The organism is Streptantibioticus ferralitis (genome assembly GCF_029223525.1).
Taxonomy (GTDB): Bacteria; Actinomycetota; Actinomycetes; order Streptomycetales; family Streptomycetaceae; genus Streptantibioticus_A; species Streptantibioticus_A ferralitis.
On record NZ_JARHTQ010000042.1, the window covers coordinates 23573 to 38037 of the forward strand.

A 14465-nucleotide genomic window follows, 5' to 3' on the forward strand; every position below is an offset into this window, starting at 1 on the left:
TTATCCGGTCTCGCCGTCGAACCGGCGGCGCCCAACGAGTTCTTCGTACAGCGCCCGGCGCTCCGGCGTGCCGTCTGCGGTCGCGGTCAGCTTCGCGTCCCACTCCTGCTTGACCTGGTCCAGGAAGGCACGCCAGTCCCCGCTGCCCTGGGCGGTGCCCAGTTCCCGCAGGTCCACCAGCCGTTCGTTGAGCTTCAGCCCGCCAGAACCGATCTTGTCGCCCTTGTGGCCGTGCAGGACGGATTCAGGGTTGGCTGTGGCCTCGGTTGAGCGGAAGTCGTGCTCGTAGCCGACCGGGCTCTCGGCGTGGGGCTTGATCGTCTCGATGCCGACCAGCAGGGAACCGTCCTTCTTCGGGGTCGGCGCTGTGAAGACCAGCAGCATGTGGCCGTACGAGCCGTTCGGCAGGACGACGTCGCCGTTCCAATCCTTCGAGCCAAGGCCGCCGCCGGAGATGTCGATGCCCATCAGCTCCGGGGGCTCCAGCCCGAGGACCGGCGCGGACGGCGTGAACAGGTTGGTGAGGGAGGCGCCCACGCCGCCCTTCTCCCGGAACGCGCCGGGCTCGTTTCCCTTGTTCTTGCCGACGGCGGTGCGGTGGGTGGCGAACCGGCGCTTGTCCACGGACTTCGCGCGCCGCCCGCCCTCGGTGACGCCCAGGAAGTCCGTCAGCGACGCGCGCGACTCGCCCTCGCGCAGTGCCGGTACGCGGATGTTGACCCGTCCGCCGTGGGCGAGGGCGCGGATCACGTCGCCCTCGCGGTAGTCGACGTGCATTCGCTGCTGCGGGTCGTAGACCTTCAGCCCGTGCTGGAGGACGAGCAGGACGGCGGTGAGGATCTCGCGGGCCTTGGCGTCCTTCACCGCTGCTGCCTCGACGGCGGGGCTGTCCGCCTCGTCGTGGCGGCGTTCCGGCGCGAGCCCGGCCGGGTGCAGGGTGTCGACGGCGGTCTGCCGGATCTGCGCGTCGCGCTCGTCGTACAGGGGCTGCTTGCCCTCCCGGGGCACGGCACCCTGGGTGGTCATGAAGCGGCCGAGGGTGTAGTCCGGACTGATCGGCACGGGTTCGCCGGACGCGCGGGCGTCCGGGCCGTGGGAGCGGAAGGAGAGGGTCGCGACGAGGAGGCGCTTGCCGGGCGCGAGCTTCAGCCAGTCCTTGTAGCCGCCGTCCGCGTACGCCTCGGCCTCCGCGAGGGCGCCGATGCCCACGTCCGACAGCCACTGGGGGTCCACCCGCGAGAGCGTGGCGATGTCTGCCAGGTCCTGGTCGCCGAAGACCTCTCCCCGGACCACCCGGCGCTCAAGTGCCCTTCGCAGGCGGGCCGGACCCGGCGTCATCCAATGCTCGGGCCACCAGGTGCCCGGGGCCCAGATGTTCGCCTTGGCCTTCGCCAGTACGACGTGGCCCTCGATCGACCCGCTCAGCCGCTCGATCACCGCCTCCCCGGGGTACAGGTCGTCGGGGAGCTGGGCCGCGCCGGGCGCGGGCGCGGCGGTCTGGACGCCGGCGTCACCCGCCAGGGCCGTCGAAGGGCCGGCATTGCGGTACCGCGCCGCCGGATAGTCGGGCTGCCGCTGCGCTGGTCCGGCCACCACGGTCTGCGGGACCTCAGCACGGCCCTCCGGAAGTGCGGAGACGAAGCGCGTGGGACTGTCGTCCGGCCGCTCGTGGGTGTGGATGCGCACCGGCTCATCCGCGGTAGCCGGGGTGACCGAGCTGTCGTACTCGGGCAGGTGCACACCGAGCCCGGTCGCCTCCTGGATGCGGCGCGCCACCTCCTTCTGCGTCCTCTGGTCGGCACCGGAGGAGCACGACGTCAGCAGGATGTCCGTCGCGTCCGCCGGCAACTCGCCCTCGAACAGCGACAGAAGCCCCTCAGCATCGAAGCCGATGGCCTTGTCTTCCTCCGTGGCACCCGTGAACCGCCCGCCGCCGCCGTGCGAGCCCCACACCACGACCTTGGCGTCCGGCGCCACCGGCAACCGGCGCTGTGTGCTCACCAGATGGCCGTCGGCGTCACGCCGCCACTGGGTGTACTCCCGTATGCCCGGGACCTCCCGATAGGCGTCCCGCCGCGCAGCGGCACCCTCGCGGGTGTACGACATCAGTCCTGAGGGCTGCCCGTGGCGGTCGAGAATCCTCTCCACCTTCACCTGGGACCGCAGCACATGGTTCCTCGGGTCGGTGATGGCGCCCGCGGCCAGCATCCGGGCTGCCGAGTCGCGGGTCATCCGGATCGGGACCGGGTGCGCGATCGGCACGTCCAGCTCTGCTTCGGCGTCCTTGATCGCCATGGCGTGCCTGGCGGTGTCGCGCAACCGGGCGACCAGGCGCAGGTCGACGGTGAACTGGACCATCGCGTACGGGCCTGAGAAGACCAGCGTGGTCACGTTTCCGCTGCTGCGCTGGGCGGTCTCGGTGGTGCTGTGCCCGGCTGAGCGGGCCGGTGTCGTCTCGTAGTCGTGGTAGAAGTGGGCGCCGGAGTTCAGCCATGCCGGCAGCGGCGCGCCCTGTCCCGCGACACCGCCGCTGTCCGCCAGCCTGCCGCCCTGCCCGCTGTCCAGCAGCCCCATGCTGCCTGGGCTCGCCCCCGAGACCGCTTCGAAGTCGGCCTTCTCACCGGTGCCGAGCACCTCGCCGTCGGTGAGTCGTGCGTGCAGGAAGACGTCCAGGTCCTCCGTGCCGAAGAACCGCTTGACGAACGCCGAAGGCAGCGGCAGCCCGGACGTGGTGAGAACCGGCAGCGCCGACTCAAGCCACTCCGTGGACACCTCCTCCCGCACGGTGTACGCCACGGCCTTGCCGATGGTCTGGAAGTTCGGCGACGCCCCCAGCTTCCGCGTCAGGGCGGCCATCCCCGCCCGCACCTGTGCTGCTCCCCGGAAGCCGTTCGCCTGTGCTTCCCTCGGCAGCCGCACCCCCGAGGCGCTCCACTGCGCGGGCGGCGCGAGCGACGCGAGCGGCTGGTCCACCGGCGGCAGTTCGCGTGGCGGGCGAAGCCCCATCAGCGCCCGCAGATCCGACTCCGGGATACGGAACAGCAGGTAGCGGTCGTCCTCGACGGGCGATCCGTCCTGCGCGGGGAGCGGCGCCTCCAGGTCCACGGAGACAATCGGCCGTGGGTCATCCGGCGACCCCGCGCGGTGCAGTTCCAGCCGCGCCGACACCGGGATCTTGATGTGGACCATGCCGGCCTTGTCCGGGATGACGGTTTTGACGCTGGTCATGAGCGCCTTGCGCACGGTGTCGGCGAAGGTGCGCTGGGCAGAGGTACCGCCGGCCGGCAGCCCTGCCAGGCCGCCCGCGCTGTCGGAGAGGGTGCCGTCCACAACGGTGGGGGCATCCAGCCCAGGGCCCCTGCCTTCCGAGCTGGTCGTCCCGCCGTCGAGCACCGCAGTCGTCTGGTACGCGATCGCCCGGCCCTGCTGGGGACGGCTGTGGAAGGTGCCGTCCCCGCGGCTCAGCACCAACCGCGCCCAGTAGGCCCGGGTGCCGCGGTTCTGGTCGAACAGTTCCACCGACACGTCGTCGTCCATCAGGCTGCTGAGCAGGCCGACGGCACCGTCGAGCACCGCTCCGAGCCGTTCGGTGTTGTGCCGTTTATCGTCAAGCAGCCGCTCGGGCAGCAGGTCAACGGGGATGAGGTCCTTGGTGAGCTTGCCCTGCCGGGCCGTCAGCTTGCCGCGCAGTGCGGGTAGCAGCCGTCCGAAATCGGGTGCGTTCTCCACCGTGCCGAGCCCCAGCGGCCCGTCCTCCGCCAACCGCAGCTCGGCAGCACGATCGGGCTCGGGCTCGGTCTCGGGCTGGAGCTGGGGCTGAGGAGCAGGCGCCGGCTCGGCAGCCGTGCGCTCGGCCTCGGAACCCCCGGCGGCAGCCGTCGCAGCCGTGGCCGGTTCCGGAACGGCGGCATGCGAACCGTCGCCGACCGGCACCTCCGGAGCATCCTCGGAGCCTTCCGCATCGGGCGCCGGCGGAGTGATCCCCCGGGCCCTCAGGCGCGTGTCGATCTGTGTGCCGAGTCCGAGCGCACGTGCCTGTTCCTCGGTCAGCAGCGCGGCGGCGGACCGGGACAGCAGCCGGCCACCGGTGCGCAACTTCGCCGGCAGGATGCCAACCGCCGCCTCGGCGGCCATCAGGACCTCAAGGTCTCCCTGGACCAGCACGACCCGTTGGTCGGCGCCGGTGACGGTGATCCGGTCGATCGCGGCGGCGGAAGCCAGCAGCGACTGCAGCGACTTGTTGAAGCCGAAGCTGGGGGCCAGACCGCCGAACAAGAACGTCGTCTGCGACGGGTCTCCCGCACCGGCGAGCATCAGCGAGGTCTTCACGAACCTGCTGGCGTCCTTGGCGCTGACCACCTGGTGACCGCCCGTCAGCCACTGCTCGGTGGCGGGTCCGTCGAGCACTTCCACCACGGAGGGGTTGACCACATGGAAGCGGCTGCCCACCGCACCGCTCAGCGTGCCCGCCCGGCGCTCGTAGCGCAGGTCGTCGGCGATCCAGGCGCTCTTGGTGCCGCGGGCCAGACCCGACGGGAGCGTGTCGGCGCTGAACCGCTCCTCGATCCACAGCGCCGGGTCCAGGCCAGGGACCGTGAACGCCTCGTCGCCGCCGGCGGCGTCGGCGAGCAGTTCCTGCGCCAGTTCGCGGATCTCGGCACCGTCGCCGACGATCTCCAGCGCGAGCCACTGCTTCAGCGCCCGCTTCTCGGGCGCGGGAGCGGCCCACGCGGGGTCGTACATCGTGTTGATCCCGCGCAGCTCGGGCACCGGAATGGTCCGCGTATCCGCTGCGATGTGCGGCAGATGGACGGCGGAGGGCGCGAGGGTGAGAGCCGTCGGGGTCGTCAACTGCACGGGCACCGGATCGACAGCCAGCGGGCGCACTCCGGCGGCCGCGCCCGAGGCGGCGCCGGTACGGGCGATCACGGTCACCTCGGGGCTCTGCCGGCCGGGCAGTCCGGGCGTCGCGTACCGCCGCCAGGTCCTGGGCCGCGTGACGGATGTGACCTCCACGTCGAACGCCAGCACGGAGTCGTACGCGCTGGTGTCGGCGGAGCCGGTGGTCAGCCATCGGGCTTCCATGTTCGGACCGGCCATGTTGACCCGTGCCCGGGTCGCGCCGAACGCCGCGGCGAACGTCAAGTAGTAGTGCCCCGGAATGGGTTTGGCCGACAGCGATCCCACCAACGAGGCGCCGTACTGCCCGCCCTCGCCGCTGTGCGCACGGCCAACCAGCTTGGCGGTGCTGCGCATCCTCCAGTCTGCGATGTCCCCCTTGTACTGCGGTGCCGTGACGAAGCGGCCCTTGACCCGCACCAGGACGTACTCGTTGCTGGTCCAGCCCTTGCGGCGCAGGCGCACCGGGATGCCCGTGCTGAGCAACTGGCCCTTGCGCGCGGTCATGTTGGACGGTGAGAGCGCCTTGATCAGGTTCCGGTGGTTGGTCCGCATGCGCGCGTGGTCGGGCGCGGTCTGGAAGAAGCCGGACTTGTTGGCGTCGCCGAATCCCGGCAGGAATCCATCCAGCCTCGGGTCCTCCACGAACAGCGCCTCGATGTGCTGGACGAGCTGTGCGGTATCCACCTTCGACAGCGCCACGCTGGGGCTCGACGGGCCGAAGGGCATGGTCCGTTCGTAGCCCGGGGGCCGCAGCAGAGGCGGAATCGTCGACATGTCGCCGGGCAGCTTCAGCCCCAGCGACGCGGCCTCGTCGGGGCGCAGGCTCAGCCAGGCGGTCACGTCCTTGTACGCAGGTCCGCCGGCGAGCCCCGCGCGCATCGCGCTGGACCGCGCGCCCGTGCCCTCCGCCCAGATCCGCACCCGGGCCTGGTAGACGATCCGGCCACCGGTGATCTGCGGCCCGGCTGCCGTCGTGACGATCGACTTCGACGAAACCGCCCGGCTTATCGCGGACATCAGCGCGGGCCGCACAGCCAGTCGCACCCGAGGGCCGCCGGGAATCAGCCCCAGACCGACCGCGGGACCGAGCCCCACCTCACCGCCAATGCCGTGGCTGACTTCCACCGACCGCTGCCGGTCGGACTGCCGGTAGCGGCGGGAGAACATGTCGTCGACCGGGAAGGCCGGCGCGATCCTGACGATCTCGCCCCGCGCCCGGTACCCTCCGCGCAGATACCCGTCCGCGCTGACCAGTTCCTCGGAGTCCGTCCACCCCTCGAAGAAGGAGTGCAGGTCGTGGGTGAGCCGGTCGGCCGTCCCGGCCTTGAACGCGGTCGACCGGCCCGGAGCGCCGGGTGCGGTGAGCGCCGGATGCACCAGCGAGCGGATCACGTCGAACAGGCCCTTGCCGCCCGCGAACTGACCGCCCGTGTCGGTCACTCCCAGAATGTCCAGCGAGTCGGCGAACCGCAGGGCGCGTGCCGTCTTCGCGGGCAGCGGCTCAAGGGATGCGCTGCCGGGCTGCGGGCCGTCGGCGACGAGGAAGCGGACGGGAACCGTGACGGTCGCGGGACCGTTGGCGCGGAAGACCCTGGGCACTCCGAGGCGCCCCGTCCTCTCCACCCGAACGCTCACCGTGACCTGGCGCGGGACGTCCACCGAGCCGTCGGCGCTGGCCAGCAGGCTGTTGAGGGACAGGGTCTCCTGGGCGCCCGACTCCCGCGAGGTCTGGCCGAACGAAAGGTTCACCACCGCTGTGCCGCCGGCGAGCAGGCCGGGCGTCGGCGTCGGCAGGAGCACAGTGGCACTCGCCTTGACCGCCCAGCCGTGGGTCGACTTCGTCGAGCGGGCGTCGGTGCCGGTGGCCATCTGCAGACCGGCGATGTCCGGGCCCTCGCCCTTCGTCCGGTCGACGAGGGTGATCAGCGGTCGTCTCTCGCGATCGGCGCGGTTGACGGCGACCGTCACGTCGTACCAGCCGTCGCCGCCGCGGACCTGGAACGGGACGCCGTCACCGATGAAGGCGCCGCCGTTCGACTCCAGTTCGTCGATGACGGGCTTCGGATCGCCGCCCTCGGTCAGTGTCCGTATCCGCTCGGCGACCCACGGCAGGACGCTCAGGTCGTGCAGATGGGCCAGTCCCGGAGCCCTCATCGACTCCAGGTACGGAGGCAGCCGGAGCGTGGCGACCACCCGCGGCGGCGCCTTGGTCACGGGGGCGGCCGCTTCCGACTGCGATGCGTGGGGCTGCGCCGTGGCCGATGACGCCACATCACTGGCGCGGTCCCTTGACGGCCCTGGGACGCGGGACACCGCGTCTTCCACGGCGAGCGAGGCCGCGATGCCGTCGTTGCGGAACCGGGGGTCGGGGTAGGCCGGTGCGCGATCGTCGCGTTCGCCCGCGTCCGACTCGTCGCCGGAACGCCTCCGCCGCACAACCGTGCCGGACTCGGCGGCGTCCGACTCGTCGTCCATGGACGCTTCGGAACCGGACTCCCCCGCCTCGGACGCGTCGTCCATGGCCGCGTCGGAGGACCGCCGCGCCGCCGCGTATGACGGGGTGACTGCGGCGCCGGTCAGTTGGCCGGAGTGCCGGTCGGCCGAACTCTGGTCGAGCGCGTCGCTTCCCGGCAGCGGTGCCATCTGGGTCTCCGCGGCCGTGGCGACGGCCTTCACCGCGTCGAGCGCGTTCCGCGGGTCAGCCGACGGCAGCTCCTCCACCCGCACCAGCTCGTAGGGGTTGCCGTCGCCGTCCGTGCGGCCGTGACGCGACCGTCCCGCCAGCACGGTCGCCGCGGCGTACCGGATCTGGCGCCGACCGGGATCGTGCGCCAGAGCGGTGAAGTCGCGGGCCGTGGAGTTCGCCACTTCGACCACGACCCGGCGAGTGGGGTCCGCGACCGTTCCCAACTGCGCCAGCGCGTCGGCCTCCTCCAGTGCGACCCGCTGGAACTGCGGCACGCTCAGCCTCGCCAGGCTCCCGCCCGCCCCGGCGACCGGTGCCTCGAAAGCGTAGAACACCGGACGTTTGACCGGGGGCAGTTCCGCCAGGCCCTCCGCCGCCAGCCCCCGATGGATGGGGAGCTGGGCACGCAGGGCACGGGCCAGCGTGGGGATCGTGTTGAGCATGTCCTGGTGGATCTCGTCGAAGGCGTCGGTGTCCGGCAGGGCGACGACCAGCCGGTCGGTGTGCCGTTGCAGGATCGGGTGCCGCAGCAGCGGCGGCAGGTACAGCTCGTGGCCCTCCTCCATCCGGTCCACCGCCGCGTTGATCTCCTTCCACAGCAGCGGCTTCAGCGCCGCCGCGCCCTCGGCGAAGGGGAGTTCGTCGGCGCCCGATTCCAGCAGCCAGCGGTTGCCGTCGTGGCTGAGCTGGTACAACTCGATGACGTGCGCGGGGTCGAGGCGGTCCACCAGACCACTGCCCCAGTCACGAGCCGCGGAATGCCTGTCCGCCCAAGTGCGCGCGCCCAGCTGCGGCTCGGCCCCGGCCGGCACCGGCGGGAGCTTCTCCGACGCCGAGAGCAGCCGCACGGCCTGCATCAGACCCTGTGGCACCTGGACGCCGTCCGGATGTGCGGCGAGCCACGACATGCCCTCGGAGTGGGTCCGCCGATGCGGCAGCCGCAGACGCTCCGCGAGATCCCCCGGAGGCAGCCCGTCGCGCGGCGCGAACATGGTGTCGACCAGGCCGTACAGATGCGGCCCGTTGCCGGCCAGCGCCGCGGTGAGCGCCGCCTGGTTCCCGCTCATCCCGGACAGCCAGAGTTCGAGCAGGAGTCCGGCGAGGGGCTGCCGCTGTGACAGCGCCCAGCCGAACACGGCCCGCACGAACGCCGGGAAACGCTCACCGGGCAGGTCCAGATCCCGGTACAGGTGGTACATCGCCCGCGTGCGCGGGGTCTGCGGTGCGACCGAGATGCCGCGCTCCTCAAGGAGCTGCTTGTGCACCGGTGCGCTGACGATCAGCGGGGTGGCGTCGGCCGGAGACCTGTCGTTCGCGGCGGCACGGGTGACGTCGATCAGCTCGTTCAGGGTCACCCCGGGTCCGCTGGGATCGATCGCCATCTCGAACCGGCCGGAGTCGGCGATCGCCTTGACGACCCGGCGCATAACCGCCAGCGACCCCTGATCCCCCGACAGCCGCTCGCCCAGCGCCGCGTCGTAGACCGCCGCGTACCCGAACCACTCGCTGGTCACCGGGTAACGCGCCGCTTGGCCGGCGAAGTACGGCTCGGTCGAGGGCGCCGGCATGCCCGAACCCCGCGTGGCCGGTGGCTGGACTCTCGCGACGTCCACATCGGGCGCGGCGTTCCACCCCGGCGCGAGCTCGACGTAGTTCTGCTGCCCTCTGCCCGAGGTGCCGACAACCGTGTTCCCCGCGTAGGAGGCGCGCTGCGGCGGCTGCTCGCCAACCGCCTGCTGCGCCACCGACGACAGGCCGGGGCGCTTGGTGCCCACCGAACACTGCCACTGCAGCAAAGGCGTGTCGTTGGCGATCCCCGCCTCGGCCAGCCGCCGGGCGGACTCTGCTCCGCTCTGCGTACCGCTCAGCAGTTTGGGACCGAAACGGCCGATCACGGCGAGCAAGTGAGGCGAGCCGTGCGCGGCGAACACCGCGAAGCCCGGCTTGCCAGTGTGCTGGCTGACCCCCACCGGCAGCGGCCACGGCCGAGGCGGGCCGGACTTGCCGTTCCGGATGTCGTGAACCTTGTGGTGGCTGACGAACGGGAAGCGCGCGTAGGCGTCCCTGCGAAACGCGTGATCCCGAGAGTTGTGACTCGAGTAGCCGAACAGCACTCCGCTCGGCGTGCGGACGCCGCGGACCAGGACCTCGTTGTCCCAGGCGATCTTCGACGTCGGCCGCTGCACCTCGGTGGCGACGATGAGCTCGTACCACAGGCCGGTCTTCCCGTCCCTGCCGTACGAGTGTCCGAGGGTCCGCAGCGTGGTCGGCCGGGGGGACTGCACCTGGCGCTTCCCCGGCGTCAGCGAGAAGATCGACGTCTCGCGGGACGACAGCGGCCGCACGACTTCGAGGACCACCCCATGCCGAGTCCCCGGCGGTACCCCCTTGAGCCGATCGTTGAGATCCTTCAGCGCCGCCGCACGGTCCGACGACCCGATGTGGAACGCGGAGAGCGGCAGCTCCTTGCCCTTGCCCGGGTAGGTGCTCGTCCCGCCGAACAGGGGCCCCGGCGCGATCAGGGTGTAGACCGCCGAGCGGCCGTCCGCCGGCTTGGCCGGCAGCAGGTCCAGGGCCTCTTCGGCCATGGACGCATGGCCGCGCACCTCGGCCAGCAACCGCTCGTCGACCCGTTGCACGAACGCGTCGACCGCGGCCTTCAGGTCGGCTGCCGGAGCTGACCCGCCGATGACGGCCCGGATGCCTGGATCGCGCAGCATCAGCAGTGGCCACTGCGCCCTGTTCGAGGGGTCCGTGCTGAGGCCCGCGGCTTGGAACTCGGCGCGCAGCCGGTCCAGCGCCTGTGGTCCCCCGCCCAGCACCCCCGGAACGAAGAACCGGGCATCGGGCCCGGAGACCAGCGTCAGCGCCATGCAGTGCCCGGCCGACAGCCGCTGCAGCACCGTCAGGGTGGCGGGGTCGCGCAACTGGTCTCGCAGCGCCTCCCGACGCGCGCCCCACAGCTCCGAAGCGCGGCCGGTCACACCCGTGAGCTGATTGAATCCCACTCCGAGGACCTGGGTGGGATCGAACCAGACTCCGAGTCCGGTCACCTCATGGCCGAGCAGCGGTTCCGTCTGCGCCGCGTACATCACCACGTGCGGCGGCCGCAACGCGTCCCGCACGGCCTGGTCGCCCGCCAGTGTGCCGTGCGGCAGCCGCTCCCGCGGGTCGAGCGTGCCGTGTATCCATCCGTGCACCCGGGACATGTCCGTCAGCCACGGGTCGGGCTCCACCTCCTCGTCCCACACCCCGGCCCGGTGCGAGACGTCCAGGAACCACTCCCACGGCAACGCGTCCGGACGCGACAGGAACCACCCCGCCACCGCCTCCCGGAACATGAACTTGTCACCACCGGGGATCCGCAACTCGTCATAGACACGGAGCATCAGCTCGACGTCCCGAGCCTGCTGCAGCTGACCAGCTGTCAGCTCGCCCGATCCGTGGTAGCCGCGCCGCCGCATCTCGGCATCCCACGCGGCCTCGCGTGCCTGGATACCGGCCACCACGGGCAGTTGCTGCGCCGACGCGAAGTGCGGCGCCACCCGCTGGAACGCAGCCATCAGCTCGTCGAACGGAGGCGGATTGTCGGGATCCAGCAGCCGCTTCTCGGCGGCTACGGCGGCGAGACCGTGCAGCGAGGACCCGCTGTGCAGCAGGCTCAGGAAGGCGGGCGTCAGACCGCCGGGCCTGCTCCTGGAGATCTGCACCACTTGGCTGAGGGCCTCCTGAAGGTGCGCGCGCATCAGCGGATCGGCCGCCAGCGTCCGGGCGGCGGCACGCCCGTACTCGTCCGAACGGGCCTGGTACTCCGCCCGCGACGGCCCGGTGAAGAGGTTCGGGTACCGCGGCTCGTGCACGGCCGGGAACGCCGTCGCGGCCGGCCCGGACACCGCCGCCTGCTGGCCCCCCGTGCTGCCCTGCTGGGCCGTACCGACCGCGGGCGCGGTGGCCTGGCCGCCAGCGGCTCCCGCCTGAGCCGTCGCGGAGCCTGCATCGGCCTCGGTGTGCACCGGGTCGGTGTGCGGCGCCTCGGTGTGAACCGGGTCGGTGTGCAGCGCCTCGGTGACCGGCAGGAAACCGCCCGGCCGCCTTCCCGGCTGGGACGACCCGCTCGGAAGGGGCGCCTGCGAGGCGGAGAAGTCAAGGGGCCGTCCGACAGGGGGCAACCCGTACACGTAACGCACGTCGTTGTAGCGGTCGACCAACAGCTGCGCGAGGGTGTAGAAGCCCTCGCTGAGGGTCTCCACCGTGGAAGCGAGCGGCGCGTAATGCCGCAGCTCCAGCCGTACGCCCTCCGGATCGATCAGCGGCTCGCCATCCACCGGATTGCTGTCAAGCCGCCCGAACTCCGTGCGAATGTAAAGCGCATGATGCTGACTCACCACATGCCGGGGTGACTCGCTGAGCATGTTGTCCAGGTAATCGCCGAGCGTCGCATCCGGCCTCCCCTCCCACCGGTGAGGAAGCGGCCGGGACAACAGGTCCACCGGCGTGGGCAAATCCCTGGTGTACCTCCGATAGGTCTCGACGAACTCGGCCTTGAATATCTCCTGCATATGCTCCAGGAACGCCCGGGGAGCCACCCCCAGCGCGGCCCTCACCACGGACAGCTGATCCCGCGAACTCACCCCGGAGAACTCCTTCGCCAGGGCCGCCCCACCCATCCGTCGGCGAGCGGCCGCGGCGACCTGGGAGTACGCCAGGGCGAGGGCATTCTCCAGTTCGAGCGAATCCACCCCACGCGAAACCGCCCCCGGATACATCTGAAGCCACCGGTTGAATTCCCGGGCTCCGAACTCTCCGAACTCCCGCGCGGCGAACAGATCACCGTAGGCGGTCCGGGTGGCATACGACTCCGTGCGCATGCGCTCCGCGACATGCCCCATCACGCCGGTGACTCCGGCCACGGGCGTGGCCACCGTGTAGTGGATGAGCATGCCCGTGACATCACCATTGCGCGTGACCCGCAGATCAGCCGCCAGCGGATCGACCTCGTATCCGGCGTGCGCCGGGAAAATACGTGACAGCGACTCATAAGGGCGCGCCGCCTCCAACCTCCCCAGGAGGTCGCGGAACGCGGCCATCACCTCGTCCTTGTCCGCCCGGCCGTCCGGCCGGCCGCCGGACAGGCCCCGAGCCGGCTCGGACGTGACCTCCAGGATGGGTACACCGTCGACCGTGTCCAGGACGACCTTCAGCAGACCGGGCACTTCGACAAGGACAAGCACGCCGTAGTCCTCCTCGTCGGTGCCCACCGGCAGCCTGACGCGGAACCCGTTCAACTGCGCCTCGAACCCGAGAGCCGGTGCGTACCCCTCAACCAGCACTGCCGGCGGCTCATGTGCAGGACCCGCCTGCTCCTGGGGGGCACCGTGCCGGGAGGCGTACTGCTGGGAGGCACCGTGCTGGGAGGCGTACTGCTGGGGAGCGTACTGCGGGGCTGGCTCCGGGCTGAGCAGGGACCCGACCGCCGCCTCCAGCTGACTGACCGCCTGCCAGCGACTGCTCCGCGGCGACTTGTCGGCCTTCCACTGCGACGCCGCATCCAACACCCGCCGCAGACGACGCTCGCTCGGCCGCTGGAGGGCGCTGCCCACAGCGTGGTCGATCCGCTGCAACGCCGACGAACGCCGCTGGCCGGAAACCGCGGACAACTCCGGCCAATCCCGGATGACACCCCACGCCGCGTCTTGGGAGCGGTAAGCGACATCGCCCGCCTCGGCCCCGAAGGGGTTCGCCGACGCCTGCCGGTAGGCGCCCGTGCCGGGCGCACCACCGAACAGACCGGGCAGTGTCCGTCCCATGATCAGGTCGGCGATCCCCCGCGCCTGCTCCTCCGGCAGGCGCGGCACCGGACCACGCCAGCTCCACGGCAACCGGCGATACCAGTCCGCCACGGTCTCCTCGTCGACAGGTTCGCCGTTCCGTTCCGGACGGTTGGTCCATTCCGGGCGCGCCTCCAGGACACGGTTCACCTCGGACGTCAGGTACTCCAGCCTCGGAACGGCAACCTGCACAGCCCGATCATGACCGGAGACGGCCTCGGCCGCCCCGATGACCTCGATCGCGTCCTCGTCCGCTCCGGACCGGCCCTGGACCGGCCTCTGTCGATCCGGGACCCCGCTCCCGCGCTGCTCGTCGTCCGGGGACGTCAGGGTCGAGGAGTTCTCGGTCTGGATGTGGACCGCCGACGGTCCGGCGGACGGCTGCGCCTGTCCTCCAGCAAGCCCATGTCCCTGCTCCGCCACGTCGGGCGGGTTGGCCCGCACAATGGGTGACCCGACAGTACGGTCGGCCCTGATCCGCAAAGGATTCCGCGACTGGGCCCCCCTGTGAACCTGGAGAATCGTCGAGTGGGGGATGTAGAAGACGGGGACGCCACCCACGGTGCGCGCAACCATGTCGGCGAATGCAGGCGGCAGGCTGCGCGGGTTCTGCCTATCGCCGCTCGTCATCAGCAGCAGGACGGGCGCCTCGCTCGGACGGTCCGCATACTTGATCAGCTCAGCGACCACCCCCCAGGGCATGTCCCGCCGCCTATCGCCGTCCCGCCAGCTCACGTGCTCGTCCCGGCGGCCGGGATTCACCACGGCAGTCCACGTGTTGTCCGGCAATCCCGTGTTCAGCACCCCGAGCTCGGGGTCGCCCTCCAGCCGATAACGACTGATGTCGATCGCGTACTTCTGAAACGCGAGGTTGCCTCCGGTGGTCGGGAGCGGCGGAGGGCCCACCGGCCGGAGGGCCACACCGTGTCGTGCGCCGCGGTGCTGCAAGTAGTAGGCGGTAGCGGCGTGCACCGTGCCCCCGCGACCGGCCGAGTAGGCGTGTGCAAGGGATTTCAGCACCTCGGCCCTCCACTTGGGGGTGGTGGCGT

At 71.3% G+C, this 14465-nt stretch carries 1 protein-coding gene (cut by a window edge); it reads right to left on the minus strand.

Annotation, left to right across the window (positions count from 1 at the left end; all coding sequences use genetic code 11):
• Positions 1-14465, minus strand: partial view of an amidoligase family protein gene (locus P2L57_RS35825; RefSeq protein WP_275821956.1) — the 3' portion only. It continues 14587 nt past the right edge of the window; 14465 of the gene's 29052 nt are visible here — the last part of the coding sequence; its start codon lies off the right edge, out of view; the stop codon is at positions 1-3.